29 protein-coding genes and 3 pseudogenes are annotated in these 24,046 nt (G+C 62.8%); 9 read left to right on the forward strand and 23 right to left on the reverse strand.

The genetic code is table 11. From position 1 onward, the window contains the following. Window positions 1-190: 190 nt before the first annotated feature. From grxD to LVY65_RS10355, 13 genes are all read right to left on the reverse strand, one after another. The gene (gene grxD, locus LVY65_RS10295) at window positions 191-505 is read right to left on the reverse strand and encodes a Grx4 family monothiol glutaredoxin (protein ID WP_235068053.1); all 315 of its coding nucleotides are present in this window, start codon (window positions 503-505) and stop codon (window positions 191-193) included. After that, window positions 502-747, reverse strand: coding sequence for a BolA family protein (locus LVY65_RS10300; protein ID WP_235068055.1), 246 nt, complete (start codon window positions 745-747; stop codon window positions 502-504). The genes grxD and LVY65_RS10300 overlap by 4 nt, the downstream gene beginning before the upstream one ends. A gap of 5 nt (window positions 748-752) precedes the next feature. Continuing rightward, a complete protein-coding gene (locus tag LVY65_RS10305) occupies window positions 753-1,079 on the reverse strand; it encodes a DUF1476 domain-containing protein (RefSeq protein WP_235068057.1) in 327 nt (108 codons plus the stop codon). Between the two features lie 87 nt (window positions 1,080-1,166). After that, window positions 1,167-2,165: an NADPH:quinone oxidoreductase family protein gene (locus LVY65_RS10310; RefSeq protein ID WP_235068059.1), complete on the reverse strand. Its 999-nt coding sequence runs from the start codon at window positions 2,163-2,165 to the stop codon at window positions 1,167-1,169. After that, window positions 2,162-2,971 carry an N-acyl homoserine lactonase family protein gene (locus tag LVY65_RS10315; protein ID WP_235068060.1) on the reverse strand — a complete coding sequence of 270 codons (810 nt, stop codon included), beginning with the start codon at window positions 2,969-2,971 and terminating at the stop codon, window positions 2,162-2,164. The genes LVY65_RS10310 and LVY65_RS10315 overlap by 4 nt, the downstream gene beginning before the upstream one ends. 11 nt (window positions 2,972-2,982) lie before the next feature. Beyond that, entirely contained in the window at window positions 2,983-3,261 is a 279-nt protein-coding gene (locus LVY65_RS10320) for a DUF6694 family lipoprotein (RefSeq protein ID WP_235068061.1), read from the reverse strand. Then, on the reverse strand, window positions 3,258-4,109 hold the full coding sequence (locus LVY65_RS10325) for an aspartyl protease family protein (protein WP_235068063.1): 852 nt from the start codon (window positions 4,107-4,109) through the stop codon (window positions 3,258-3,260). The genes LVY65_RS10320 and LVY65_RS10325 overlap by 4 nt, the downstream gene beginning before the upstream one ends. Next, on the reverse strand, window positions 4,106-4,762 hold the full coding sequence (locus LVY65_RS10330) for a 3-oxoacid CoA-transferase subunit B (RefSeq protein WP_235068064.1): 657 nt from the start codon (window positions 4,760-4,762) through the stop codon (window positions 4,106-4,108). Before LVY65_RS10330 ends, LVY65_RS10325 begins: the two co-directional genes overlap by 4 nt. Next, window positions 4,762-5,469: a CoA transferase subunit A gene (locus tag LVY65_RS10335; RefSeq protein ID WP_235068065.1), complete on the reverse strand. Its 708-nt coding sequence runs from the start codon at window positions 5,467-5,469 to the stop codon at window positions 4,762-4,764. Before LVY65_RS10335 ends, LVY65_RS10330 begins: the two co-directional genes overlap by 1 nt. A 55-nt stretch (window positions 5,470-5,524) precedes the next feature. Further along, window positions 5,525-5,998, reverse strand: coding sequence for a heme-binding protein (locus tag LVY65_RS10340; RefSeq protein ID WP_235068066.1), 474 nt, complete (start codon window positions 5,996-5,998; stop codon window positions 5,525-5,527). Between the two features lie 88 nt (window positions 5,999-6,086). Continuing rightward, on the reverse strand, window positions 6,087-6,731 hold the full coding sequence (locus tag LVY65_RS10345; protein ID WP_235068068.1) for a glutathione S-transferase family protein: 645 nt from the start codon (window positions 6,729-6,731) through the stop codon (window positions 6,087-6,089). 90 nt (window positions 6,732-6,821) lie between these two features. Beyond that, the gene (locus LVY65_RS10350) at window positions 6,822-7,175 is read right to left on the reverse strand and encodes an ACT domain-containing protein (RefSeq protein WP_235068069.1); all 354 of its coding nucleotides are present in this window, start codon (window positions 7,173-7,175) and stop codon (window positions 6,822-6,824) included. 4 nt (window positions 7,176-7,179) lie between these two features. After that, window positions 7,180-7,482 carry an SCP2 sterol-binding domain-containing protein gene (locus LVY65_RS10355; protein WP_235068071.1) on the reverse strand — a complete coding sequence of 101 codons (303 nt, stop codon included), beginning with the start codon at window positions 7,480-7,482 and terminating at the stop codon, window positions 7,180-7,182. A gap of 81 nt (window positions 7,483-7,563) precedes the next feature. Between LVY65_RS10355 and LVY65_RS10360 the strand changes: the two genes are divergently transcribed. Next, window positions 7,564-8,991, forward strand: a complete 1,428-nt coding sequence (locus LVY65_RS10360; RefSeq protein ID WP_235068074.1) for an NAD-dependent succinate-semialdehyde dehydrogenase — start codon at window positions 7,564-7,566, stop codon at window positions 8,989-8,991. A 50-nt stretch (window positions 8,992-9,041) separates the two neighbouring features. Here the strand turns inward: LVY65_RS10360 and LVY65_RS10365 are convergent, their stop codons facing one another. Beyond that, entirely contained in the window at window positions 9,042-9,356 is a 315-nt protein-coding gene (locus LVY65_RS10365; protein WP_235068075.1) for an EthD family reductase, read from the reverse strand. A 141-nt stretch (window positions 9,357-9,497) separates the two neighbouring features. Here LVY65_RS10365 and LVY65_RS10370 point away from each other — a divergent pair, with 141 nt between their 5' ends. Next, a complete protein-coding gene (locus LVY65_RS10370) occupies window positions 9,498-11,150 on the forward strand; it encodes a thiamine pyrophosphate-binding protein (protein ID WP_235068078.1) in 1,653 nt (550 codons plus the stop codon). Window positions 11,151-11,157: 7 nt separating this feature from the next. Here the strand turns inward: LVY65_RS10370 and LVY65_RS10375 are convergent, their stop codons facing one another. Next, entirely contained in the window at window positions 11,158-13,137 is a 1,980-nt protein-coding gene (locus LVY65_RS10375) for a protein-L-isoaspartate(D-aspartate) O-methyltransferase (protein WP_235068080.1), read from the reverse strand. 89 nt (window positions 13,138-13,226) lie between these two features. On the opposite strand from LVY65_RS10375, the gene LVY65_RS10380 reads away from it, so the two are divergent. Continuing rightward, a complete protein-coding gene (locus LVY65_RS10380; protein ID WP_235068081.1) occupies window positions 13,227-14,033 on the forward strand; it encodes a class I SAM-dependent methyltransferase in 807 nt (268 codons plus the stop codon). Here LVY65_RS10380 and thiS read toward each other — a convergent pair. Continuing rightward, a pseudogene (thiS, locus tag LVY65_RS10385) lies at window positions 14,026-15,018 on the reverse strand (sulfur carrier protein ThiS). The gene LVY65_RS10380 and the pseudogene thiS sit on opposite strands and share 8 nt — an antisense overlap. 51 nt (window positions 15,019-15,069) lie before the next feature. Between thiS and aroQ the strand changes: the two are divergent. From aroQ to LVY65_RS13365, 4 genes and pseudogenes are all read left to right on the forward strand, one after another. Next, window positions 15,070-15,507, forward strand: a pseudogene (aroQ, locus tag LVY65_RS10395) (type II 3-dehydroquinate dehydratase); the annotation flags it as partial. Window positions 15,508-15,559: 52 nt separating this feature from the next. Beyond that, window positions 15,560-16,042 carry an acetyl-CoA carboxylase biotin carboxyl carrier protein gene (accB, locus tag LVY65_RS10400; RefSeq protein WP_235068085.1) on the forward strand — a complete coding sequence of 161 codons (483 nt, stop codon included), beginning with the start codon at window positions 15,560-15,562 and terminating at the stop codon, window positions 16,040-16,042. Window positions 16,043-16,048: 6 nt separating this feature from the next. After that, window positions 16,049-17,401 (forward strand): acetyl-CoA carboxylase biotin carboxylase subunit, encoded by a 1,353-nt coding sequence (gene accC, locus LVY65_RS10405; RefSeq protein ID WP_235068086.1) that lies wholly within the window; start codon window positions 16,049-16,051, stop codon window positions 17,399-17,401. A 31-nt stretch (window positions 17,402-17,432) separates the two neighbouring features. Further along, window positions 17,433-18,158 carry an energy transducer TonB gene (locus LVY65_RS13365; RefSeq protein ID WP_235068088.1) on the forward strand — a complete coding sequence of 242 codons (726 nt, stop codon included), beginning with the start codon at window positions 17,433-17,435 and terminating at the stop codon, window positions 18,156-18,158. On the opposite strand, the gene LVY65_RS10415 is transcribed toward LVY65_RS13365, so the two are convergent. Together LVY65_RS10415 and LVY65_RS10420 are read right to left on the reverse strand one after the other, a co-directional pair. Beyond that, window positions 18,155-19,498: a L,D-transpeptidase family protein gene (locus LVY65_RS10415; protein WP_235068089.1), complete on the reverse strand. Its 1,344-nt coding sequence runs from the start codon at window positions 19,496-19,498 to the stop codon at window positions 18,155-18,157. The two genes, LVY65_RS13365 and LVY65_RS10415, sit on opposite strands and share 4 nt — an antisense overlap. Beyond that, window positions 19,498-20,058: a YMGG-like glycine zipper-containing protein gene (locus tag LVY65_RS10420; protein WP_235068090.1), complete on the reverse strand. Its 561-nt coding sequence runs from the start codon at window positions 20,056-20,058 to the stop codon at window positions 19,498-19,500. The genes LVY65_RS10415 and LVY65_RS10420 overlap by 1 nt, the downstream gene beginning before the upstream one ends. 204 nt (window positions 20,059-20,262) lie before the next feature. On the opposite strand from LVY65_RS10420, the gene arsC reads away from it, so the two are divergent. Both arsC and aat read left to right on the forward strand, forming a co-directional pair. Beyond that, window positions 20,263-20,610 carry an arsenate reductase (glutaredoxin) gene (arsC, locus tag LVY65_RS10425; protein ID WP_235068091.1) on the forward strand — a complete coding sequence of 116 codons (348 nt, stop codon included), beginning with the start codon at window positions 20,263-20,265 and terminating at the stop codon, window positions 20,608-20,610. A gap of 13 nt (window positions 20,611-20,623) precedes the next feature. Then, entirely contained in the window at window positions 20,624-21,424 is an 801-nt protein-coding gene (gene aat / locus LVY65_RS10430) for a leucyl/phenylalanyl-tRNA--protein transferase (RefSeq protein ID WP_235068093.1), read from the forward strand. Here aat and LVY65_RS10435 read toward each other — a convergent pair. From LVY65_RS10435 to LVY65_RS10455, 5 genes and pseudogenes are all read right to left on the reverse strand, one after another. Next, window positions 21,418-21,651: pseudogene (locus LVY65_RS10435) on the reverse strand (DUF2155 domain-containing protein); the annotation flags it as partial. The gene aat and the pseudogene LVY65_RS10435 sit on opposite strands and share 7 nt — an antisense overlap. A gap of 149 nt (window positions 21,652-21,800) precedes the next feature. Then, entirely contained in the window at window positions 21,801-22,184 is a 384-nt protein-coding gene (locus LVY65_RS10440) for an NADH:ubiquinone oxidoreductase subunit NDUFA12 (protein WP_235068095.1), read from the reverse strand. A gap of 107 nt (window positions 22,185-22,291) precedes the next feature. Continuing rightward, complete coding sequence (locus tag LVY65_RS10445; protein ID WP_328282514.1) at window positions 22,292-22,747, reverse strand: DUF192 domain-containing protein; 456 nt, start codon at window positions 22,745-22,747, stop codon at window positions 22,292-22,294. A 17-nt stretch (window positions 22,748-22,764) separates the two neighbouring features. Further along, on the reverse strand, window positions 22,765-23,355 hold the full coding sequence (locus LVY65_RS10450) for a cold-shock protein (RefSeq protein WP_235068096.1): 591 nt from the start codon (window positions 23,353-23,355) through the stop codon (window positions 22,765-22,767). Window positions 23,356-23,407: 52 nt separating this feature from the next. Continuing rightward, window positions 23,408-23,956, reverse strand: coding sequence for a RecX family transcriptional regulator (locus LVY65_RS10455; protein ID WP_235068099.1), 549 nt, complete (start codon window positions 23,954-23,956; stop codon window positions 23,408-23,410). Between the last annotated feature and the right edge of the window lie 90 nt (window positions 23,957-24,046).

The following is a 24,046-nucleotide window of genomic DNA, read 5'->3' on the forward strand; positions in this document are numbered from 1 at the left end:
ATTTTTTGCTAGAAAAACGCCAAAATTCGCATTTGGCACACGGGTTGCAAAAGATATTGCGTCCACTTGGTTCCACGCCAACACAAAGGGGACGGCAAGAGCGGTTTTCTGGTCCCGCCTCGCCGTCCCCTTTTAGTTTTAGCACTGTTTCGGGGCGCTCCCTCCCCAACCCCTGTCGGGGAGGGAGTCGTTACGCCTCTGCCTTGACCAGCTGCTGCAGTTCGCCGCTTTCAAACATCTCCATCATGATGTCCGATCCGCCAACGAATTCACCCTTCACATAGAGCTGGGGGATGGTCGGCCAGTCCGAATAATCCTTGATGCCGTTCCGGATTTCCTGATCCTGAAGAACGTCGACCGTCTCGAACGGAACGCCCAAATGGTCGAGGATCGCTACTGCCCGGCTGGAAAATCCGCATTGGGGAAAGAGCGTGCTGCCTTTCATGAACAGCACCACGTCGTTGCTCTTCACAAGCGCGTCGATGCGCTCCTTTACATCACTCATTCATGGTCTCCCGAGGGCACTGCCGTTTCGAGCTGCAGTGCATGAAGCTCGCCCCCCATACGCCCGCCAAGCGCCTTGTACACCAGCTGGTGCTGGCGAACCCGGCTCATCCCGGCAAAGCTCGCCGAAACGATCCGCGCCGAATAATGATCGCCGTCGCCCGCCAAGTCGCGTATTTCGACCGCCGCGTCCGGCAATGCGGCACGGATCAGCGCTTCGATTTCGTCCGCTGCCATTGGCATAATGGCTATTTCATCGATTCGATGAGTTGCCGCCGCGCCTCGACCAGCTTGTGGCCAAGCGCTTCGCGGATCCGGTCTTCCTCGATTTCGACCCCAGCGGCGGTGAGGTCGCCGAAAATCTTGCGAATGACGTCCTCGTCCCCGGCTTCTTCGAAATCGGCACGAACCACATCCATTGCATAGGGGCCGGTCTCGGCCTCCGACAGGCCCATCAGACGCGCGGCCCATTCGCCCAGCAGCCGGTTGCGGCGGGCGATAACGCGAAATTGCATTTCCTCGTCCCGTGCGAATTTGGCTTCAAAGGCGCGCTCACGATCGTCGAATTGAGTCATTACAAAAATCCTGCTGTTCGGGCCGTGAAATAGGCGTTGATGCGCCCGCCGTCCAGCGGCGGGCCGCCATGGCTTCGGCCTCGCGGCCTAGTCGAGCGTCACGACCACCTTGCCGATGACCTTGCGCGCGGCCAAGGCGGCGATCGCGTCGCCGCCGCGTTCAAAAGGATAAGTGGCGCTGACGCGGGGGCTGATCTTGCCTACTTCCCATAAGCGGAAAAGTTCGGCGACATGGGTCGCATTGGCCTTTGGATCGCGTGCGGCAAAAGCGCCCCAGAAGACCCCGCAAACGTCGCAGCTTTTGAGCAAGGTCAGGTTTAGCGGTAGCTTCGGGATGCCCGCGGGAAAACCGACCACGAGATAGCGGCCTTCCCAGGCGATGCTTCGCAGCGCCGGCTCGGCATAATCGCCGCCGACCGGATCATAAATTACGTCCGCTCCGCTGGGTCCAACCGCATCCTTGAACTGCTGGGCAAGCGCCTTCTGCCCGTCCCTGTCGAACGGCCCCGGCGGATAGACGATTGCGTCGTCGGCACCAGCTTCGCGCGCCGCGGCCGCCTTTTCCTCGGTCGAGACTGCGGCGATTACCCGAGCCCCTCGAGCCTTGCCGAGCTCGATCGCAGCCAAACCGACGCCGCCCGCCGCCCCGAGCACGAGCAATGTCTGCCCGGCCTTCAACCGTCCCCGGTCATAGAGCGCGTGGATCGACGTCGCGTAGGTCAGCAAAAGCGCCGCGCCATCGGTGACGGTTCGGCCCTCTGGCAGCGGAATTGCGGCCTTTGCCGGAAGGGCGATTTTCTCCGCCAGCCCACCATGGCCGACGACCGCGATCAGCCGATCTCCCGGCTTCCAACCCTCGACCCCCTCACCCACCGATTCAACCTCGCCGGCGATCTCGCCGCCCGGTGCGAACGGACGCGGCGGTTTAAACTGATATTTGTTCTCGATGATCAATACGTCGGGATAGTTGATCGCTGTTGCCCGCACGCGAACCAGCAGTTCCCCCGGCCCGGCGACCGGATCGGGGACCTCGGACAGCTGAAGCGTTTCCGGCCCACCGGGGGCATTTGAAAGGAGCGCCCTCATTCGGCGGCCTTGGGGAACGCTGGCAGCTTGGCGACATCGGCCGGCTCATGTTGGATGATCACTCGGGCGTTCCAATGCTTGGCCAGCCGCTCGAACCGATCCATCGAGGCCAGGGTTTCCGCCCGGCTGGTGTTGAACGGAGGCACGCCCTTTATCGCCCGCGCTTCGGTCGAATGATAGAGATCGCCGGAAAGAAGGACGTTGCCCGAAGCAAGCCTGACCAGCAGCGCCATATGATCCGGCGTATGGCCGGGCAGGTTCAATGCGACGACGCTTCCGTCCCCGAACATGTCAATATCGGCGCCGTGCATCAGCTGCAGCTTGGCGCCGTCGGCCCGCCAGGCCTGGAACGGGTCGTCCGTGCCCTTGGTCAGTTCAAAATCCCCCTTGCCGACAATTAGCTTGGCGCCGGGAAATTCACCCGCCTGCCCGGTGTGGTCGCGATGCATGTGGCTGATGCCGACAATGTCGACGTCCGCCGGTTTCAGGCCCAGCTTGGCAAGCTGTTCGACAACGGTCACATCCAGCGATGCAACCGCCGGGCCGCGATCGACGGACTTGCCCTTGAATGACGCAGGATATCCCGTGTCCCACAGCAAATAGTCGTCCCCGTGCCGGATCAGGTAGCAGCTGGCGACGACCTCCCGCGGGCCGGGCTTATATTCCAGCGTATCGGAGAAGAAGCTGTTGAAATCCTTGATCAGGATCTTTCCGCAATCCAGCCGCCAAAGCTGAAGCTTTGGTGCCTGTGCCGCCGCAGGGGCCGAAAGCATCAGCGCCAGAACCGCCGAAATCCATTTCCTCATCTTCATCCCCATCATTCAATGCCGCGGGCGTGCGCTTCGGCCACGACCTCGGTCGCGGTCATTCCGTGAAAATATTGCCGGGCAGTCGCGTCCGGGTCCTTGTCGGCATAGCGGCGGCCGCCAATGGTTCTGATGGCGGTGTCGAATGCCAGCCGGTCCTTGATCGGCAAATCTCGTCGCGCCTTCTCGGTCGTTTCCGCGAAGGCCTGGGCATTGGAGCCATCGATAATGGTAGGCGGCTTCGAGCAGGCGACGAGAAATGCCAGCGCCAGCACGGCCGCGAACCTCACTCGTGCGCCTCGAACCAGATCAGCCGGCCAGGAAAGTCGATCACCATTCTTGTCTTATCGAGCCAGTCGAGGCCGAGTATGATCGCCGGCCGGTCGGCAACGCCGAATGCTTCGAACACAGGCAGGTCGGCGACCAATACCGGCGCATCGGTCAGCACGCGGTCGCCCAGGTGCACGTCGGCGACCCGCGTTGCGCCGGTTTCAATAGCCGTGTTGGTTGCGCCCTGGATCGTGTCGCCCTTGGCGATCTTGTCGGGATTGATGCCGAGCTGGTTGCCAAGCTTCCAGTTGATCCGGGTCTTGCGGGCGCCCGTGTCGATCACCGCCGTGGCGGTGACCGTGCCGATCCTGACCGGGATGGTCAGCAGGTTGCCGGTGGTCGGAGTCGCCGAAATACCGGGGCCAGCCAATCCTTCAGGCCGTTGGCCGGGGGCAAACAGCGCCAGCCGCTTGCGGGGCAAATCGAAATCGACGGTGCGGTCGCCGAACAGGTCCAGGCCGACAATGCCGGCCAACGGCACGCCGTCTGCCCTTGGATCGAGCCTGACCGCATCGATCGAATCCTTTGCCGACCCATCGAGCGCTAGCCGGCCCACGCTGATCAGTTGCACGTCGGCGGTTCCGGTCTGGCCTTGCAGCTCTTCGGTGCCGGTCGCTTTCAACCCTGCGTCATCGGCGAAATTGGCATAGACAGCACTGCCTTCCGCCCCCGTGTCGAATACGAACTGGCGTACACCGAAGCTGCCCTCCACCGGGACCGTGGCGTGGCCGGACGCGGCGATTTGGATCGACACATCGGCCAGTGCCGGCGCGGCGATCAGCGCGGCGAGGAGAGCAAGCCGCTTCATTCGACGTACTTTGCCGTAGTCTTGGACCGGACTTCCTCGGCGCTGACGCCGGGCGCGGTCTCAATCAGCTTGAACGGCGAATTGTGATCGGGCCGCTCGAACACCGCCAGGTCGGTGATGATCATATCGACCACATTCTTGCCGGTAAGCGGCAGGGTACAGGCCGGGATGAATTTGGGGTCGCCGTTCTTCGAAGTGTGCTCCATCACGACGATGATCCGCTTGACCCCGGCGACCAGGTCCATCGCCCCGCCCATGCCCTTGATCATCTTGCCGGGGATCATCCAGTTGGCAATGTCGCCGCCCTCGCTGACCTCCATCGCGCCGAGCACGGTCAAATCGATATGCCCGCCGCGGATCATCGCGAAACTGTCCGACGAACTGAAATAACTAGAAGTGGGAAGCTCGCTGATCGTCTGCTTGCCGGCGTTGATCAGGTCCGCGTCGACCTCGTCCGGATAGGGGAACGGCCCGATGCCGAGCATGCCGTTCTCGCTCTGCAGCGTGACTTCCATTCCCGCGGGGATGTTGTTGGCAACCAGTGTCGGGATCCCGATGCCGAGGTTGACGTAATAGCCGTCCTTCAACTCCTTCGCCGCCCGCGCCGCCATCTGGTTGCGGTCCCAGCCTTTCGCTTCGATTTGCGTGGCCATCAGGCAGTCTCCCTTTCACGGGTCGTCGTGAACTCAATCTTCTTGTCGTATGGCGCGCCGAGGATCAGCCGCTTCACATAGATCGACGGCACGTGGATGCAGTCGGGATCGAGGCTGCCGACGGGGACGATCTCCTCGACTTCGGCGACGCAGATCTTCCCGCATGTGGCGGCCGGCTGGTTGAAGTTGCGCGCCGTCTTGCGGAACATCAGGTTGCCGCTTTCGTCGGCCTTCCAGCCCTTGATGATGCTGAGGTCGGCGCGAATGCCGCGCTCGAGGATATAATCCTCGCCGTCGAAATCCTTGATCTCCTTGCCTTCGGCAACCTGTGTTCCGACGCCGGTCTTGGTGTAGAAGCCCGGTATACCCGCCCCGCCGGCCCGCATCCGCTCGGCCAAGGTCCCTTGCGGGCAAAACTCGACCTCCAGCTCCCCGGCCAGATACTGCCGCTCGAACTCCTTATTTTCGCCGACGTAGGACGAGATCATCTTCTTCACCTGCCGCGTCCGCAGCAGCTTGCCGAGGCCCTCGTTGTCGATCCCGGCATTGTTGGATGCGATCGTCAAATCCTTGACCCCCGAGGCCACGATCGCGTCGATCAACCGCTCGGGGATTCCGCACAGGCCAAAGCCACCCGCGGCGATGGTCATGCCGTCGAACAGCAGTCCGTCGAGCGCCGCCTGAGCATCGGGGTAGATCTTCTGCATCCGAATCTCCTTGCGCGCGGCTCTGCCGTCCGCGCTGGCAAGGGTCAAGTGAAGCTCAGCGTACGCGGCTGCTTCGAAGGCCCGCCGCCGCTATTCCCGCTTCCGCGCAGGCGGCATCGTAGGCGGGCTCCTCACCCGATACCCCGACTGCACCAATGCGCGTTTTCCCGTCGGCACTGAATACCGGGACGCCGCCGGGGACAATGACGACATGAGGCGCGTCGGCGAAGCCCGGAGTTCCCCGCGCACCCTCAAGCATCTGCGCGGTCGAAAATCCCCAGGCGGCAACAGCTTCTGCCTTGGCCAGCGCGAAATCGAATATGCCGCTGCCGTTGCCGTCCATGCGGAGTGCGGCAACCAAATGACCGCCCGCGTCAACCACAGCAATTGCCTGGCTCTGCTTCTTTTCAGATGCATGTGCTGAGCAGCCGACGACGATCGCCTGGGCGGCCTTGGCGTCGAGCGTTGGCGCGGGCTGGGCTGTTGCTGGCGCCGCCAACAGGATGCTCGAAAGGATCAGCAGGCGCATTGGTTCCCTCCCGTCATTGCGAGTGTAGCGAAGCAGTCCAGTCTGGATTGCCGCGTCGCAATGACGCTTCGACCAATGGCCGGTTCGGCTATGCCGCCGGCCGGAACAACTCGGTTCCCAGCTGCTCATGCTCGATCACTCGCTGCACGGACTGCTGCTTCAGGAGCCGCTGATTGAGCGCCGCCCAGCGCGGGAACCGGCTCATGTCGAGGTTGATGCGATTGCCCCAGCGGAAGAAAGTCAGCGCGTAACTGTCCGCCGCGGTGAAACGGTCGCCAACCAGCCAACCTTCACCGCACCTGTCTTCGATTTCCTCAAAATGTTTTTCGAGCGCCTGTCGACCGCCCTGCTGGATGGCGGGGTAAACGCTCTCGTCATCGGTGAATCGGGCCGCACGCCAAACCTGCGCGAAGGCGATGTGTACGGTCGAGGCGAACCAACCGAGCAGTTCGTTGCACTTTGCCCCCTCGAATGCGTCATCGCGCGGCACCGATCCCGCCGCCTTGAAGCGATCGGCGATATAATTGAGGATCGCGATATTCTCGGTGATCGTGCCACGCTCCGTAGCCAATGCCGGCACGCGCGCATGCGGATTGATCGCCAGATATTCGGGCTTCAAATGTTCGCCCTCGGCCAGCATCACCCGTACCGGCTCAAAGTCTGCACCTGCCTCCTCCAGCGCAATATGCGATATCATCGAGCAGGCGCCGGGCGAATGAAATAGCTTCAGCATCGGTCGGTCTTCCTCCAAACTTCGGCCACCGCTTGGACGTCCCGGGCGCCTGGCGGAATCAAATCTTCATGGGCAAACAATAAGCCGGGCTTATGCGGAACGCAGGCAGTCGAGCGCATCCTGCCGGCGATCCCAGGGTACGAACAGATGATCGTGCAAAAGGCCAGCAACGATATTGGCGCTGATCCCATATTCCGTCAGGCGCAACGACAGCGCAGCGGTCAATCCGACTGCCTCAAGGCTTGAGTGAACGCCAAGGCTGATCCGGGCCCACTCGCCCGACGGATCCGGCCCGATGAGCGTCAGGCCTTCCTCCTCGCGAATGAGCGCGAACTGGTTATCCCGAAGGGTCGGCGCGGCCGCAGCGGAAAAGCTGTAGCGATCCGGATAGAGCTTTGGATCCAGCGCTTTGAGGAGTCGCGAGAGATCTCGCTCTCCGCCCACTGCCCTAGCCCCTGAGCTTACCGAGCACGCTTTGCAGCTGCATGGCGTTACCCATGTCGCCTTCGACCTTGAGCTTGCCGGTCATGAAGGCGGTCATGCCATCGAGCGCGCCCGTCGCCAGCGCATTCCAGTCGTCCCAGCTGACTTTGATGGTCGTGTCGGCAGGTCCGTCAGTGTCGCTCACCTGCGAATTGACGCCGTCCAACAGGACCACTCCGTCATCGCCGCCAAAGTCGATCTTTACCGACTTGCCCGGAAGCCAGGCCCCCGCATCCTGCATCTTCGTCAGCAGTTCCGCCTTGGTCATCGAAGCTCTCCTATTGCTTTAAGTTGCGACTAGCGACGCAATGGGTTGGCGACAAGCGTTTGCGGGCCTATCTGCCACGTCATGAGCTACGATACAGACCTCCAACTCTTCATCGACGGCGTGTGGAAAAGCGGCGAAGGCCGCGACGCGCACACTGTCATCAATCCTGCCAATGGCGGCGGCATCGCCGAGGTGCCTTACGCCACCAGGGCCGACCTGGACGAGGCGCTCGCCGCTGCCGATCGCGCCTTCCCCGAATGGCGCTCGACCGATGTCGAGAAGCGCGGCGCGATCCTGCACAAGGCCGCATCGCTGCTGCGCGAGCGGGCGGATCATATCGCCGCGACCCTGACCCAGGAACAGGGCAAGGTCCTCAACGAAGCCCGCCTCGAAGTTCTTGGCTCGGCGCAATTGTTCGATTGGTACGCCGAGGACATTAAGCGCGACTATGGCCGCACTCTTGTCCGCCCGGCGGGCCAGCTATCGCGGGTCATCCGCCAGCCGGTCGGGCCGGTCGCCACATTCAGCCCGTGGAACTTCCCGATTTATCTGCTTGCCAAAAAGGTCGCCGCCGCGCTGGCTGCGGGCTGCACCGTCATCTCGCGACCGCCCCATGACACGCCTGGCGTCGCCACCGAGCTGTTTCGCGCGCTGGCCGATGCCGGCATCCCCAAGGGCGTTGCCCAACTGGTCCACGGCGACGCTGACTTGATCAGCACGACGCTGATCGGCAGCAAGGAAATCCGCAAGGTCAGCTTCACCGGCTCGACCAATGTCGGCAAGCACCTGATGCGACTAGCCGCCGACAGCATGACCCGGATCACGATGGAACTTGGCGGTCACGCCCCGGTACTGATCTTCGACGATTGCGACCTCGAAAAGACGCTCGACATGGTCGTGCCGCAGAAGTTCAGGAATGCCGGCCAGGTGTGCGTTTCACCGACCCGCTTCTACGTCCAGGAATCGATCTACGACGCCTTCCTCAGGGGCTTCGCCGAACGCACTGCCGAGGTGAAAATCGGTAATGGTCTCGAGGCAGATACCAAAATGGGTCCCCTCGCCAATGAGCGGCGGCCAGAGGCGGTCGGTGCTCTCATCGCGGATGCCGAAGCCAAGGGCGCCCGCGTGCTTGCCGGCGGTTCGAAGGGCGAAGGCGGATTCTTCTTCCAGCCGACCCTGCTTGCCGACGTTCCCAACACCGCCAACATCATGAACGAGGAGCCGTTCGGCCCTGTTGCCGTGACCAAGTCCTTCTCCACCTTCGATGAGGTAATCGAGCAGGCCAACCGCCTGCCCTTCGGCCTCGCCGCCTTCGCATTCACGGAGAATGGCCGCCGCGCCAATCTGATCGGCGACCTGATCGAAAGCGGGATGGTCGGGATCAACACCTTTGCCATCTCCGTCGCGGATGCGCCATTCGGAGGGGTCAAGGATTCAGGCTTCGGCTCGGAAGGCGGCAAGGAAGGGCTGGAGAGCTACCAAGTGGTGAAGGCTATCCACCAGGCTTAGCCGAAGCGCGGCGTCCTGCTCCTCCCCTCGCTGGAAGAGAGGGGAAGTAATCACGGCACCGACGTGTTGAACTGCACGACCGGGGCAACGCTGGAAAAGTTAGGGACGTCGGCGGCCAACGCCTTTGCGCCTTCGCTCGCCGCCGCATCCCGCGCACCTTTTTCATCGCGGAAACTCAGGATGGACGTCACGAGATAGGCCGGCGGCGTGCCGTCGACATTCTCCTCGCCCTTCAGCACGCTGGAATAGCCAAGCCCGAACGGCTTGAACGCCTTGCCGACCTCGGGCAGGTGCTTGGTCCGGTAATAGTCGAAGTCGAAATTCGCCCCGTCGGCGTTCGGATAGTGGATGGTGATGATGTACATGGGGCGGCCGCCTAGCCGGTTTTGCGGCTCGCATCCAGCGGCTTGGAAGTAGCTGGACTGGGAGAATATTGCGGGAAGGAAGGCGGACACATTCTCCCGTCCCTTGAAGGGAAGGGAGGTTAGTCGCTAAGGCGCCTCCCCATGACGACACGCACCGGCGGCCAAATCCTTGTCGAGCAGCTCAAGATCCAGGGCTGCGACCGAATTTTCACCGTACCCGGCGAAAGCTTCCTCGCCGTTCTCGATGCGCTGCACGACGCGCCGGAGATCGACTTGGTGGTCTGCCGGCAGGAAGGCGGCGTTTCCTACATGGCCGATGCCGACGGCAAGATGACCGGGAAACCCGGCGTCGCATTCGTGACCCGCGGGCCTGGCGCCACCAATGCATCCGCCGGGGTCCATGTCGCCTTCCAGGATTCGACGCCGATGATCCTGTTCGTCGGCGACCTCGATCGCGCCGACAAGGACCGTGAGGGCTTCCAGGAAATTGACATGGCCGCCTTCTTCGGGCCGGTTGCCAAATGGGCAGCCAGGATCGACGATGCGCGGCGTATTCCGGAATATGTCGCCCGCGCCTATCGCGTCGCGACCGCCGGCCGGCCCGGCCCGGTGGTGCTGGCATTGCCTGAAGACATGTTGCGCGATGAGGTCGAAGCAATCGACCGGCCCAAGATCGCGCCGCTTGCCGAACCGCCCTGCGCCGGGGCGATGGGCGCGATGTTCGACCTGCTGAAGGATGCGACCAACCCGGTGGCGATCATCGGCGGCGCCGACTGGAGTCCCGCCGCTGCGCATCATTTTGCGACCTTTGCGTTCCGCTATGGAATCCCGACCGCCGCCGCTTTCCGCCGCCAGGATGCCATCTCGAACGAGTGCGGCGTTTATGCCGGTCAGCTCGGCTATGGCCCCAATCCCAAGCTGCAGCAGCGTATCCGCGAAGCCGACCTGCTGTTGGTCGTCGGCGCACGCCTCGGCGAATCCACGACCGACGGCTACAAGCTGATCACGCCCGACCATCCGGACCAGATCCTGGTTCACGTCCACCCCGATCCGAACGAGCTGGGCCGGGTGTTCAAGGTCGACCTCCCGATCTGCGCCGACATGGGCGAGTTCGCCGAAATGGCGGCCGACTGGCATGACCCGGACCTGGTCCGCTTCCACGCCGGGGAGGAAGCACATCGCGAGTGGTTGGAGTGGAGCGAGCCAACCCCGCGCGACGGTGTGAAGCTCGACCTCGGACCCTGCGTGAAGGCGATGCGTGAGGCACTGCCCACCAACACCATCATCTGCAACGGCGCCGGCAATTTCTCCGGCTGGTGGCATCGTTACTGGCGCTACGGCGCGATGCCGACGCAATTGGCTCCGACGAGCGGCACGATGGGCTACGGCCTTCCGGCGGCGGTCGCCGCAGCGTTGCGCTTCAAGGATCGGCCGGTGGTTTGTGTCGCCGGTGACGGCGATTTCCTGATGAACGGTCAGGAACTGGCGACGGCGGCGCAATATGGCTCCGACCTGCTGGTCATCCTGGTCGACAATGGCGCCTATGGCACCATCCGGATGCACCAGGAGCGCGATTATCCGAAACGGATAAGCGCGACCGAACTCAGCAATCCCGATTTCGTGAAATTGGCCGAGGCTTATGGCGGATGGTCGGAGCGCGTCGAGACGACTGAGCAATTCGGTCCGGCCCTCGCCCGATCGCTGGAGCGCGGCGGCATTCGCCTGCTTCACTGCGTGACCGACGTCGAAGTGATTTCAAACCAGATGACGATCGCCGCGCTGCAGGCGCGCTAGCGCAGAACTAAAGCCCGAACGGCCAGGTTTCGTCGGCGCTGGTCTGTTCGCCCGGACGTGCCTCGCCCGGGAGCGCGGTGACCGCATCGGTCTCGTCGAACCACACCCAACCGTCGAACTGGTGCGGCAGGATGGCCTGACTGTAGTGGCTCCATCGCTCCGTCTCGGGCCGGTAGATGACGCCGATAAAGCGCTCCAGCCGGGGCTCCATGAGCTTGGTTGCGACGCGGTGGTTTTCGCCTTCTCGCAAGTCGAGCAGGAAGCGTTCAACCCCGCATTCATGGCAAAGCCGCTCATAGCTTTCCGGCATCGACGGATTGACCTGCTTGACCAGCATCGGGCCGTCCCAATCGTCCGCGGCCGCGACCGTGCCGCCATGTGTTCCGAAGCCAATGTTGCGTACCTGTTTGCCGAACTTCTCCTTGCAAAGCTGGCCGATGTTCAGCTCGCCTCGAGCGATGCCCATCTCGGTATAGCGCGCATCGCCGATATGGCTGTTGTGCGCCCAGACGACCGCCTTGGAGTTGGGCCCATGTGCGTCGAGGAGTGCGCAGAGCGTCTCGAACATATGCGTATCGCGCAGGTTCCAGCTTTCCTCCGATCCTTCGTACATTACGCGGTAATAGGCCTCGGCATTCTTGACGAGCCGGGCATTGGCCGACGCATCGAGCCATTCCTCGCCATCCTCCAGCGCATATCGCAGGCGTCTTTGCAGCAGCTCCTTAAGCATGGTGACGGCGCCGTCTCGGCAAAAGGCATAGCCGTGACTCATCGCCAGCCTCCCATAGGCGGCCGGGTTTTGGCTGAAGGGAGCAAGGCACGAATAACGCTCGCGCGCCTCCTTGGCGGCGGCTGGATCGACTCCTTCCAGATAGTCGATCACCGCGCGCATCGAAGCGCTCAAATTGTACAGGTCCAGCCCGAATAGCCCGGCCATCTGCCCGGCCGCCTTGCCCTTGTTATGGCCGTGGAGCCAGCGGACGAAATGGTCGAACTCGCGATTTCGCCACATCCACGCCGGGAACCTTGCGAAGGCCCGTTCCTCGCCTTCTCTTGCAGGCCGGTGACGAACGATCCGGTCCAGCGTTGCCGCGTCGGGCCAGTCGGCTTCCAGCGCGACGATGTTGAAGCCGTGCCTCTCTACCAGCCGCCGGGTAATCGCTGCACGGGCGCGGTAGAACTGGCTCGTGCCGTGGCTTGCTTCGCCCAGCAAGACGACCCGGGCGTCGGCGTAGCGGTCGAACATCGCCGCGAACGCAGGATCTTCAATATCGGGCAGCGGCTCGGCGGCTTCGGCAACCATCTGCGGCAACGTGGCGATCTGCGCCGCGCTGCCGCTATCCCTAAAACCCTCTTTGCCGATCAGCGGCACGAACCGCACGCCTCCTAGGTTCTCCTGCACCAGCGTACCGTCCTCACGCTTGGTCACCTTGACCAGCGTCTGGGCCGAGCCCGGATCGCCGAGGGGCACGACGATCCGTCCGCCGGGCTTCAGCTGCGCCAGCCAGGACTTCGGGACATGGCTTCCGCTCGCCGCGGCAACGATGACATCGTAGGGTGCTTCCTCGGGCCAGCCCAGCGTGCCGTCTCCCTCGACGATGCGGACATTGGCATAGCCAAGGCGCCGCATGCGATCGTGGGCGAGCCTGACCAACTCGGCGTGTCGCTCGATTGCGATAACCTGGTCCGCAATTTGGCCGATAACCGCCGCGGCATAGCCCGAGCCCGCGCCAACCTCGAGCACCTTGTCGCCCGGTCCGATCTCGGCCGCGTCGATGGTCAGCGCGACGATGTAGGGCTGGCTGATGGTCTGGCCGGATTCGATCGGAAGCGGCGAATCCTCATAAGCGTAGCCGGCATAGTCGCGGCTGATGAACTCTTCCCTAGGTACAGATCGAAACGCCGCCAGCAGCTTGGGGTCGTCGAGTCCTCTTGCAGCGATCTGCCGATCGATCATCCGTTCGCGAAGCATGGTGAAGTCGCTCATGGCGCACCTCCACCGCGCAAATTCGCACGCTTGGGAAGTCGTTCCTATACGTGCTAACTCGTAATCTCACAGGACGAGGGAGTTTGCGCATGACCGCGACCGACACCTTATTCGCCGGCTCGATACCGAACAGCTACGACCGGCTCCTGGTGCCGATGCTGTTTGAGCCCTACGCCGCCGATGTCGCCGCCCGGGCGATACAGTTTGGGCCGCGCGACGTTCTTGAAACGGCGGCAGGCACGGGCGTGGTCACCCAGTCACTTCACCATGCTCTTCCCGACGCGAGGATTGTCGCGACCGACCTCAACCCGGCGATGCTTGAGGTTGCTGCGGAGCACCTCCAATCCGACAAGGTCCATTACCGGGCAGTCGACGCGCAGGACCTGCCGTTTGACGATGAAAGCTTCGACCTGATCGTCTGCCAGTTTGGAGTGATGTTTTACCCCGACAAGCAGGCCGCCAATCAGGAGGCCTTCCGGGTACTGAGACCCGGTGGCCGCTACTTGCTTGTGATTTGGGACTCGCTCGACATGAATGCGGCGTCGAAAGCGATTCACGAGGCGGTCGCGGCGGAATTCCCGGACGATCCGCCCGCTTTCCTCGCTCGCATGCCGTTCGGCTACGCCGACCTGGAAATCATCACGGCCGATCTGACGGCGGCGGGGTTCGACGACATTGAATTTGAGACGATCGGCCATCGTAGCCGACTGCCTTCAGCGCTCGATGCCGCGACCGGCATGTGCCAGGGCAGCCCACTGCGCTCCGAAATAGAGGCTCGCGATCCGGCCGCGCTCGATCGCGTAACAAAAGCCGCCGCCAAGGCATTGGCGAAATTCGAAGGCCCGGACGGACTCGACGCGCCGATGTCCGCACATCTGGTGATCGCGACTAAATGAGTCCCGCCAGCGGGCTCGACGGGTCGGCGTAGCGGCGCTTGGGCATGCGTCCCGCGAGATAGGCGAGCCGCCCACTTTCGACCGCCAGCTTCATTGCCCGCGCCATCATTACCGGGTCTTTTGCCTCGGCGATGGCGGTGTTCATCAACACGCCGTCGCAACCCAGTTCCATGGCCACCGTCGCATCGCTGGCAGTGCCGACGCCCGCATCGACCAGGACCGGCACCTTTGCGCCTTCGACGATCAGCCGGATCATCACCTGGTTCTGAAGGCCAAGTCCCGATCCGATCGGCGCGCCCAATGGCATGATGGCGACCGCGCCGGCATCTTCCAGCCGCTTGGCGGCGATTGGGTCGTCCGCGCAATAGACCATTGGTTCGAACCCTTCCTTCGCGAGGATTTCGGTCGCGCGCAGGGTTTCGAGCATGTCCGGATAAAGCGTCTTCGCTTCCCCCAGCACTTCAAGCTTCACCAGGGTCCAGCCTCCCGCCTCGCGCGACAGCCGCAGGGTGCGGATCGCCTCCTCGGCGGTGAAGCAGCCGGCGGTGTTGGGCAGATAGGTGATCTTCTTCGGATCGATGAAATCCATCAGCATCGGCTGCTTGGGATCGCTGATATTGACCCGGCGAACCGCAACCGTGACGATTTCCGCGCCCGATGCCTCGACCGCCGCCGCGTTCTGCTCGAAATCTTTATATTTTCCCGTACCGACGATCAGCCGTGACGTGAAGGTGCGGCCCGCAACGGTCCAATTGTCAGTCAACTCTCAACCCCCGCCAACGAAGTGGACGATTTCATATGCGTCGCCATCCTCGACCATCACCTCGCCAAAGGTCGAACGCGGGACAATTTCCAGGTTGCGCTCGACCGCGACCCGCTGTGGATCGAGCCCGACTTCGGCGATCAGTTGGGCAAGCGTCGTGCCAGCCGGCACCCGTCGATGCTCGCCGTTGATCATCACGCCTGACGTTCCGTCGAGGGACATTGTTACGCTTTCGCTTCACGGATGAACTCGACGCCCATATAGGGGCTCCCCATGGCGACGCCACCGCTGATCTTCGTCCTCAATGGGCCGAACCTCAATCTGCTTGGAACTCGGGAGCCGCAGGTCTACGGCCGCGAGACCTTGAGCAACATCATCATGACGCTTCACGAGCGTGCCGCGGCGCTTCGCGTGACGGTGGAAGCCAGGCAGACCAATCATGAAGGCGAACTGATCGATTGGCTTCACGAGGCCCATGAGCGCAAGGCGGGCGTCGTGATCCTCAATGCCGGTGGATTCACGCATACTTCGGTCGCGGTGCGCGACGCGGTAGCGGCGATCGAGCCACCCGTGATCGAAGTCCATCTATCCAATCCCTACGGCCGGGAGGCCTTCCGCCGGCAAAGCCTGATCGCGCCAGTATCTAGGGGCGGAATTCATGGATTTGGCGCACAAGGCTATGTGCTTGCACTGGACGCGGCCGCCAGGCTTTGCGTAGGGAGCGCCTCGACCTCCGCCGGAAAACAAGAACAAGGAACGCAAAATGGCCAATCCGAACGGCGACACTAAGCACGCGATGCGAGTCGATGGCGCGCTGCTGCGCGAGCTGGCCGAGCTGCTGTCAGCCAACGAGCTGACGGAGATCGAAGTCGAGGACGGCGATCGGAAGATCAAGGTCCGTCGTGAGGCAGCGCCGGTGATGGCCTATGCGCCCGCCCCTGCCGCCGTTGCGCCGGCTGCCCCTTCGCCTGCGCCTGCTGCGGCCGTCGAAGTCGCGCCGGCCGCCGCGCCGGTCGATGCAGTTAAATCGCCGATGGTCGGCACCGCCTTCCTGTCGCCGGAGCCGGGCGCCAAGCCGTTCATTGCCGTTGGAGCCCCGGTCAAGCAGGGCGACACGTTGATGATCATTGAGGCGATGAAGGTGATGAACCCGATCCTCGCCCCCAGGGGCGGCAAGGTAACCCAGATTCTGGTGGGCGATTCCCAGCCGGTCGAGTTCGATCAACCGCTCGTCGTCATCGAGTAAGCTTCGATGGCAATCCAAAAGCTTCTGATCGCCAACCGCGGCGAGATTGCCCTGCGCATTCACCGCGCCTGTCATGAGATGGGCATCAAGACGGTTGCGGTCCATTCTACCGCCGACACTGACGCAATGCATGTCCGACTGGCCGACGAAGCCGTCTGCATCGGCCCGCCTCCGGCAAAGGACAGCTATCTCAACATCGCCAACATCATCTCGGCGGCTGAGATCACTCACGCCGACGCGATCCACCCGGGATACGGCTTTCTTTCGGAGAACGCCCAGTTCGCGGAGATTGTCGAAAGCCATAATCTGATCTGGGTCGGGCCCAAGCCCGAGCATATTCGGATCATGGGCGACAAGATCGAGGCCAAGCGAACCGCCGAGAAGCTTGGCTTGCCGCTCGTTCCCGGCTCGCCCGGGCCACTGCACAGCGTCGATGAAGCCAAGAAGATCGCCAAGGAAATCGGCTACCCGGTGCTGGTCAAGGCTGCCTCAGGCGGCGGCGGGCGCGGCATGAAAGTCGTGCCGGACGAAGACCAGTTGGAAAGTCTGATGGGCCAGGCATCGGCGGAAGCAAACGCCGCATTCGGCGACCCGACCGTCTACATGGAAAAATATCTCGGCGACCCGCGCCACATCGAATTTCAGGTGTTCGGCGACGGTAATGGCAAGGCGATCCACCTCGGCGAGCGCGACTGCTCGATCCAGCGACGCCACCAGAAGGTTATCGAGGAGGCCCCCTCGCCGGTAATCTCGGCCGACCAACGGTCGGAAATGGGCGCGCTGGTCGCCCAAGCGATGGCTGAGATGGGTTATCGTGGCGCCGGGACCATCGAGTTCCTCTACGAGGATGGAAAATTCTATTTCATCGAGATGAACACTCGGCTGCAGGTCGAACATCCGGTGACCGAGCTGATTAGCGATATCGACCTCGTCGCCGAGCAGATCCGGGTCGCTCAAGGTGATGGGCTGTCGGTGAGGCAGAGCGAAGTCAGTCTCCACGGTCATGCGATCGAATGCCGGATCAACGCCGAAGACCCGCAGACCTTCGCCCCCTCGCCCGGCCTGGTGAAGAATTATGTCGCGCCAGGCGGAATGCACGTCCGCGTCGATAGCGGCCTCTACGCCGGCTATAAGGTACCGCCCTATTACGACAGCATGATCGGCAAGCTGATCGTCTATGGCATCGATCGTGAGAGTTGCATCCGGCGGCTCAAGCGCGCGCTTGAGGAATTTGTGGTCGACGGAATGAAGACGACGGTGCCTTTGCACCAGCGGATCATCGCGACCGACGCATTCACCAGCGGTGATTACACGATCAAGTGGCTCGAGCGCTGGCTGGACGAAAATCCGGTCGAATAGGCCGCTCGCTTAGCATCCATCCCGGCCCAAAGTGCGTTTCTGGACGGTCATGTCCAGCTACCGCGCCGAACCGTCTCGGCCTGACCGTGCGAAGGCCATTGCAGCCGTCATGGCCGTATATGCCGTGATGATTGGTGCAATGCTGATGGTCCGGACCGACACGTCGCCCCGAACGATGGATACGACTCTGCCGGTCCTGATCGAGATTGTGGAGCCGCCCCCTCCGCCGCCAGAGCCACATCCAGGCCAGGAGAGAAGAGAAGAAGGGGCGGCGGGGAAGAAAGCCGATCCTACGCCCGTCGTCATGCCAAAGCCCAAGATCATCGTGCCGGCCCAATCCCCGATCCCGGCAGCTCCGATTGCCGGAACCGGAAGCTCACCCAATGCGGGCGCTGCGACGGCGGGCGCCGGGCCGGGTGCGGGCGGAACCGGTTCGGGCCGTGGCGGAGGCGGTGCAGGCGGTGGCTCCCGCGCTGAGTGGCTGTCAGGTGGGCTACGTAACAGCGATTATCCGCGTTCCGCCTTGCGCGATAAACTCCAGGGGCGAGTCAGCGTACGCTTCACCGTTCTGATCAGCGGCCGGATTGCCGACTGCCGGATAATCGCATCGAGCGGCAGCCCTGTACTCGATGCAACCACCTGCCGACTCCTCACCGAACGGCTGCGCTTTCGTCCAGCGATGAACAGCGCCGGCGTACCAATCCAAAGCGAGGTGGGAAGCGACTACACTTGGGGAATCAATTTCCGTCGCTACTAATTGGCGGCGACGTGGTCGCTGCCGGCACCGGACTCGGTCAGCTGTTTCGCATCCCAGCCATAGACGTCTTCGAAATAGGTAATCGACGTGCCGTCGGGCACCGCCGTCAGATAAGCGACGTAAATCGGCACCGGCTTGTCGAGCGGCACCTCGATATCCGGCGCATCGGACGTAGCCTTCAACGTGCGGCCGAACAGCCATTGGCCGAGCCGGGCCGCATCCTCCAGTCGGATGCAACCGCCGCTGAACAATCGCACTTCATGCGTTAGCAGTTGCGGCTGCGATGTGTCGTGGAGGTACACGCCATAGGGATTGGGAAATGTATATTTGACCTTGCCGAGTACATTTCGCGGCCCGGGTAGCTGGCGGACCCGGATCTGCACTTTGCCGTCCATGACTGCCAGCCAATCGACCGTCGCCGGATCGACCACGGAGGCGTTCTTGCCCCAGTCGGACAGCACCTGGTAGCCTCGCGACTTAAGGTAGCCGAGGCCATATTTCTTCACGTAAATCCCCACGTCGTCGCCGACCAGGTCAGGCGGCACATTCCAATAGGGATTGAGCAACGCATGTTGCAGGGTCCCGGCCATCATCGGCGTCTTGCGGTCGTCGCGGCCCTGGCCAACGACGACCTTCATCGAATCCACCTGCTGGCGCCCATCGAACATGTAGAGTCGCTGCGCGGCGATGTTGACCAGCACATAGCGTCCCGCAGCGGGCAACAGGCGTACGCGGTTCAGATTGACGCGTAGCACTGCCTCCGCCCGGGCATCGCCTCCGCCGGTGGAGGCTGCCAGCGCACGGCGCAGAACGGCATAATCGGGGTGCATGAACGGCATGCTGTCGAGCCAACGTTCAAGCGATGGTGCGGCCGCGGCCTGCGCAAGCAGGGCGGACGCAGAGGGTGCGGCGGGAATCGCAGCGCGGTCGACGATCGCCCAATCCTTGGACGGTGTAGAGCGAAGCGCCGCCACATATTCGACTAGCGCGCGGTCAAGCAGGAGGTTGGCCCGGTCGGCCGATTTCAAACTGCCGCCGGAGGCCGAGCGCAATGCCTTGAGCAGCGCCTTAGTTTTGAATCGCTTGGGGTCGAGCCCGTCGAAATCGGCGCTCTGTAACAGGGCGATAAGGCGGGTGGCCGCACGCTGGTCTGACGTTATCCATTGCGGACCGGTCGCAGGATCAATTCTTTCTGACGCCGGTGGCGCACCGGCGGCCAAGGCTGGCTGGGCCGGCGTTACTGCCAGCAACCCTGCCAAGGCCAACAATGCGAAACCCGCCGGGCGCACTGGGCGCCCGGCGGGTTTTACGGACCATCCTGAGACGATCCGGTTCTTCATTAGCCGCGTTCGCCAGTCATTGGCGGAGCGGGTTGGGTTGCGGCCGGCGCATAACCGGACGGAGTACCCTGATAGTATTGGCCGTTGTAGACATAGCCGTCGGCCCTGCCGTCACGATCGTTGTCGGCCCAGACTGCTCCGGCAAGTCCGCCGATCGCGGCGCCGATCACGGCACCTTCGATCGGGCTGAGGCCGCCGATCACTGCGCCAGCCGCTGCGCCAATTGCGGCGCCGCCAAGCGCACCTGTTGCAACGCGGCGAAGCGTCGGGTCATAGCCCGATGGCGTTCCGGAATAATATTGCCCGTTCTGGACATAACCGTCGGCATAGCCGTCATTGTTGTTGTCGGCCCAAACCGCGCCGGCAAGACCGCCGACCGCTGCACCAATGGCAGCGCCTTCGATAACGTTGACGCCCGGGACAACCGCCCCGATCGCCGCGCCGCCGGCCGCACCGACCGCCGCGCCCTGGGCAACGTTGCCCGCAGTCTGGCTATCGGTCGCGCAGGCGGCGAGTGAAACAGTACCGGCGAGCAAAATCGCCATCATTGACTTACGCATCTTCTGACTCCCTTTGTGGTCTTTGACGGACCGTGCCCCAGGACCCGACGCCCCCGGCAGCGGTGCACCAGTCACCCTCGCCAAACGAGATTCATTGCAGGAGGTTCCGGCGAAACAACGATCAGGATAGTCCGTTGGTCGTTACCGCTATTATCCTGGGCCTCTCTGTGGCAGCGTTGAAAACGGCAAATGAACGGATGCGAAATGAAGGCGACAATCTACCATAACCCGATGTGCGGCACGTCACGTAAGACACTGGAAATTCTCACTAATGAAGGTGTCGAAGTGACCGTCGTCGAATATCTTAAGGCGCCCCCCAGCCGCGAAGAGCTGGAGCGCCTCTATGCACGGGCAGGAATGACAGCCCGGGAGGGACTGCGCGCGAAGGAACCATTGGCCGAGGAGCTCGGCCTGAATGACCCGTCGGCCACCGACGACGCCATTCTCGACGCGATGATGGAACATCCCATATTGATACAGCGTCCTTTGGTTGTAACGGAAAAGGGCGTCCGACTCTGCCGCCCGCAAGAGGAAGTACGCCAACTGCTGTGAGGGCCAGGCCGGCATGAGCGAAGGTCTCGATCCCAGGATGCTTCTCAGGGGCTATGCGGCCGGCATTTTCCCCATGGCCGACAGCCGCAACGCCGGCGACATATTCTGGGTCGAGCCGCGCGCTCGGGCGATCATTCCACTGGACGGTTTCCATCTCTCGCACTCGCTGGCCAAGCGCATCCGATCCGGATGCTTCACCGTTACGCGCGACCAGGCCTTTCACGAAGTGCTGCTAGCCTGCGCCGACCGCGAAGAGACCTGGATCAACCAGGTTATCGAGCGGGCAACGCTCGGCCTCCATGCCGTAGGTCACGCCCATTCGGTCGAATGCTGGCACGAAGGACAGCTGGTAGGCGGGCTTTACGGAGTGAAACTCGGCCGGGCTTTCTTTGGCGAATCGATGTTCAGCCGGATGACCGACGCTTCGAAGGTTGCGCTGGCCTGGCTGGTTGCTCGGCTGCGCGTTGGGCAGTTCACGCTGCTCGACTGCCAGTTCATGACCCCACACCTCGCTTCACTCGGTGCGAAGACAGTCAACCGGGATCGCTATGTCGGATTGCTGTCGTCGGCCCTGTCGCCCGCGGGCGGAGCCGCCGGCGGCGCCGTTTCCACTCCCGGCGCAACGCCGTTGGCGGTGGGCGATCCGTCTCCGGAAGCGTCGCTTCCCCCTGACTTCGAGGCGCTCGACCGGCTGCTGGAAGCGGCGGGCGCCGCGGGTGCGGCAGGGCCGGCGGGCCAGATCATCGCGCAACTCTTGGGCCAGACGTCGTACACAGAGTCCTCGACCACGTTGAGCGACGGACTTTCCTTGTAGAGCCAGCCGGAAAAGCGGCGCACCCATTTGCCGTCCGTGCGTCGCACGTCCATCTGGACGAAGGCCCCGGTCAGCTTTTCCGCTTCCCATGGAGCGCTGGTTTCGCAGGCGCGCAGGCGGACCGTGACGTCCTTCACGCGCATTGCCTGGCCGGGCTTCAGCGTGAGGTCGCGAACGATGCCGTTGCGCTTGTTGAGCAAGCCCAGCACCGCCACCCGCTCGGCCATCGGAGTGACCCCCGGCTGTTCCGCCGAACCGCGGGGAACGTCGATTGTCACCACCTGGTTGCCGCCTTCGTCAGATCGCTTGAAACGGTCGCAAGCGCTCGTCAGGGCGAGAATCGCGAATGGCAAGAGGGCGAAGGCGCGAGTCACGCTTATTCGGGCTTCCACGCCTCATAGTCGCCGGTCGATGCCGGCCGGATTCCCTTGGCCGCGAGCGAGCCGCCGGGGCGGTAGGCGGCCATTGTTCCGGTAAGGTTCGGTTCCGGCGCCTGTTCGAATTTGCGCCGCGGCGGCAATGACTTGTCCGGCAAGTCGTTTATTGTCCCCCGCAACCATGCGTTCCAGCCCGGCGGCACCCGGCTGCTGTCGTTCGACCCGTCATAGATCACCCAGCGCCTGGCGGGATTCCCGCGATGCTGGAAATATATGTTGCCGGCCTCGTCGCGGCCGACTTCCTCCCCGTTGCGGCGAGAAAAGAAAGTGGTGCCCCAGGAGGCCCCGTTCCACCAGGTGAAGGCGTTTGCGAACATTCCCATAGGCGAGCGCCTTTGCCCCGTTACGCGTGGCTAGGCAAGCGCGATGCTAGCTTGCCTGGAGGGCGAGCCTTGCCTCGCGCTCGGCCGCGGCTTGTCCGGGAGGCAAGCTATTCCGGGGAACTCCATTTGACCTTGTCTCCGGCCTTGATGCCTAACTCAAGCGTTCGGCCGCCGGCGATTTCCAGCACGGCCATGACCGGTTCGTTGGAATATACCGGCTGCAGCGAAAGCGGCACGGTATTCGCTTCGATATTGGCAATTGTGCCATCGGCGCGGACGAAGATCATGTCGAGCGGGATGAGCGTATTCTTCATCCAGAAGCTCGCATATTGCGGCGCATCGAAGGGGAAGATCATGCCTCGGTCCGGCGACAGGCTGGCGCGATTCATGAGCCCCGTTTGTTGTTCGCCTGGCGTCCGCGCAACTTCGACCGTGAAGCGATGCTCGCGATTCCCCGAAGATATGGTCAGCGGGACTTGATCAAGCCCGGCGGGCGATCGCCCAAGCTCTACTGCGCTCGATGTCGAAGACTGGCACGCTGCAAGCGACGCAATGATCCCCAATGCGACAGCGCGGCCGATCAGGGCTCTCGAAGTTCGACGGCTGTCAGCCCCTTGCGGCCTTCCGCGATCCGAGCCTCCAACCGCTGTCCCGGCTGAAGGTCGACGATCTCCGACTGTCGAACAGTCTCCATGTGAACGAAGATATCCTCGCCCTCTTCCGATTCCCCCTCGCGATTGAGGAAACCGTAACCCTTCACGCGATTGAACCACTTGACCTCCACCGGCTCATATTCGCCCGCGGCATCGGCCAAAGCCTTGCGATCCGCGCGCTCGCCCGAAGGTTGGACCGGACGGGCCGGCATGGGCAAGGCCGTAGACAGGTCGATCGACAAAATCTTGCGCGCCTGGAATCCGCGATCCTGGTGCGCGGCAATGCATTCCACCGTCGCTCCTTCCGGAAGCGAGCGGCGGCCATGTTCCTTGAGCACGCTGAAATGGATCAGGATGTCGCCTTCGCAATCGTCCGATATCAGGAAGCCAAAACCCCGCGTCGCGTCGAACCATTTGACTCGACCCGTACAAAGCTGACCTTCAGGAAGAATTTCTTCGGCCGTGGACATCGGATCCGGGCCTACCTCCTGAGTCGTTTCGGCACTCAAACGCTGCACGGCAATTCCTTACCACGGACAATTGTGTCGGGGAACCGACATAAGCGTTAATTTAACGCAGCTTTGCCAAGGCTTCGAAATCGGGATTTTCCCCGGGATTCAAATCGATAATTGCCCTAGCTACGCCATATCCGTGACCAGCGCGGATCATCGCAGCCATCTCTCGCTCGCGGCGGCGTGGGTCAGGCCGTACTGACGCGAATGGGCCGATCGACCTTCGACGGGCAAAACGCAAAGCAGATTCGACTGCCTCCGCCTCGACCAGTTCCCGCGCTTCGCCCGCCTCCTCTTCGGCAATGCCGGCTAGGCTGAGGGCCTGTCGAATGCGGCGCCCGCCATAGCCTCGGCCCGTCAGCGAACGGGCTTTCGATAAGGCGTAGGCGCGATCGTCGATGTAGCCGAGCTCAACCAACCGGTCGGCAAGTGCGTCTAGGGGCGGCTCGCCGTCGCCATCCCAGCCCCGCTCATGCAGTTTGCGCTTGAGATAAGAGATGAGCTTGGACCGGCTAGTTGCAAACCTGCCGACATAAGCGATCGCCAGCTCATTCAGCCTGGCTGCATCGAGCGGAGGTCGCGGTTTACGGGGATAACTGGCGCTCATGGCCATGTTTGTGCCACACTCCGTCACCATCAGGCAAAAAGGCCCGTACCTAGACGGGTCCGCCGGCGCGCATGCCGGGAATATGGGATC

It is taken from the genome of Sphingomonas cremea (genome assembly GCF_021502585.1).
In the GTDB taxonomy this organism is placed as follows: Bacteria; Pseudomonadota; Alphaproteobacteria; order Sphingomonadales; family Sphingomonadaceae; genus Sphingomicrobium; species Sphingomicrobium cremea.

Excerpts from the sequence above, each read along its gene's own strand:
- grxD (WP_235068053.1), bottom strand. The coding sequence starts at position 505 with ATGAGTGATGTAAAGGAGCGCATCGACGCGCTTGTGAAGAGCAACGAC.
- LVY65_RS10300 (WP_235068055.1), bottom strand. The coding sequence starts at position 747 with ATGCCAATGGCAGCGGACGAAATCGAAGCGCTGATCCGTGCCGCATTG.
- LVY65_RS10305 (WP_235068057.1), bottom strand. The coding sequence starts at position 1,079 with ATGACTCAATTCGACGATCGTGAGCGCGCCTTTGAAGCCAAATTCGCA.
- LVY65_RS10310 (WP_235068059.1), bottom strand. The coding sequence starts at position 2,165 with ATGAGGGCGCTCCTTTCAAATGCCCCCGGTGGGCCGGAAACGCTTCAG.
- LVY65_RS10315 (WP_235068060.1), bottom strand. The coding sequence starts at position 2,971 with ATGAGGAAATGGATTTCGGCGGTTCTGGCGCTGATGCTTTCGGCCCCT.
- LVY65_RS10325 (WP_235068063.1), bottom strand. The coding sequence starts at position 4,109 with ATGAAGCGGCTTGCTCTCCTCGCCGCGCTGATCGCCGCGCCGGCACTG.
- LVY65_RS10330 (WP_235068064.1), bottom strand. The coding sequence starts at position 4,762 with ATGGCCACGCAAATCGAAGCGAAAGGCTGGGACCGCAACCAGATGGCG.
- LVY65_RS10335 (WP_235068065.1), bottom strand. The coding sequence starts at position 5,469 with ATGCAGAAGATCTACCCCGATGCTCAGGCGGCGCTCGACGGACTGCTG.
- LVY65_RS10340 (WP_235068066.1), bottom strand. The coding sequence starts at position 5,998 with ATGCGCCTGCTGATCCTTTCGAGCATCCTGTTGGCGGCGCCAGCAACA.
- LVY65_RS10345 (WP_235068068.1), bottom strand. The coding sequence starts at position 6,731 with ATGCTGAAGCTATTTCATTCGCCCGGCGCCTGCTCGATGATATCGCAT.
- LVY65_RS10355 (WP_235068071.1), bottom strand. The coding sequence starts at position 7,482 with ATGACCAAGGCGGAACTGCTGACGAAGATGCAGGATGCGGGGGCCTGG.
- LVY65_RS10360 (WP_235068074.1), top strand. The coding sequence starts at position 7,564 with ATGAGCTACGATACAGACCTCCAACTCTTCATCGACGGCGTGTGGAAA.
- LVY65_RS10365 (WP_235068075.1), bottom strand. The coding sequence starts at position 9,356 with ATGTACATCATCACCATCCACTATCCGAACGCCGACGGGGCGAATTTC.
- LVY65_RS10370 (WP_235068078.1), top strand. The coding sequence starts at position 9,498 with ATGACGACACGCACCGGCGGCCAAATCCTTGTCGAGCAGCTCAAGATC.
- LVY65_RS10375 (WP_235068080.1), bottom strand. The coding sequence starts at position 13,137 with ATGAGCGACTTCACCATGCTTCGCGAACGGATGATCGATCGGCAGATC.
- LVY65_RS10380 (WP_235068081.1), top strand. The coding sequence starts at position 13,227 with ATGACCGCGACCGACACCTTATTCGCCGGCTCGATACCGAACAGCTAC.
- accB (WP_235068085.1), top strand. The coding sequence starts at position 15,560 with ATGGCCAATCCGAACGGCGACACTAAGCACGCGATGCGAGTCGATGGC.
- accC (WP_235068086.1), top strand. The coding sequence starts at position 16,049 with ATGGCAATCCAAAAGCTTCTGATCGCCAACCGCGGCGAGATTGCCCTG.
- LVY65_RS10415 (WP_235068089.1), bottom strand. The coding sequence starts at position 19,498 with ATGAAGAACCGGATCGTCTCAGGATGGTCCGTAAAACCCGCCGGGCGC.
- LVY65_RS10420 (WP_235068090.1), bottom strand. The coding sequence starts at position 20,058 with ATGCGTAAGTCAATGATGGCGATTTTGCTCGCCGGTACTGTTTCACTC.
- arsC (WP_235068091.1), top strand. The coding sequence starts at position 20,263 with ATGAAGGCGACAATCTACCATAACCCGATGTGCGGCACGTCACGTAAG.
- aat (WP_235068093.1), top strand. The coding sequence starts at position 20,624 with ATGAGCGAAGGTCTCGATCCCAGGATGCTTCTCAGGGGCTATGCGGCC.
- LVY65_RS10440 (WP_235068095.1), bottom strand. The coding sequence starts at position 22,184 with ATGGGAATGTTCGCAAACGCCTTCACCTGGTGGAACGGGGCCTCCTGG.
- LVY65_RS10455 (WP_235068099.1), bottom strand. The coding sequence starts at position 23,956 with ATGAGCGCCAGTTATCCCCGTAAACCGCGACCTCCGCTCGATGCAGCC.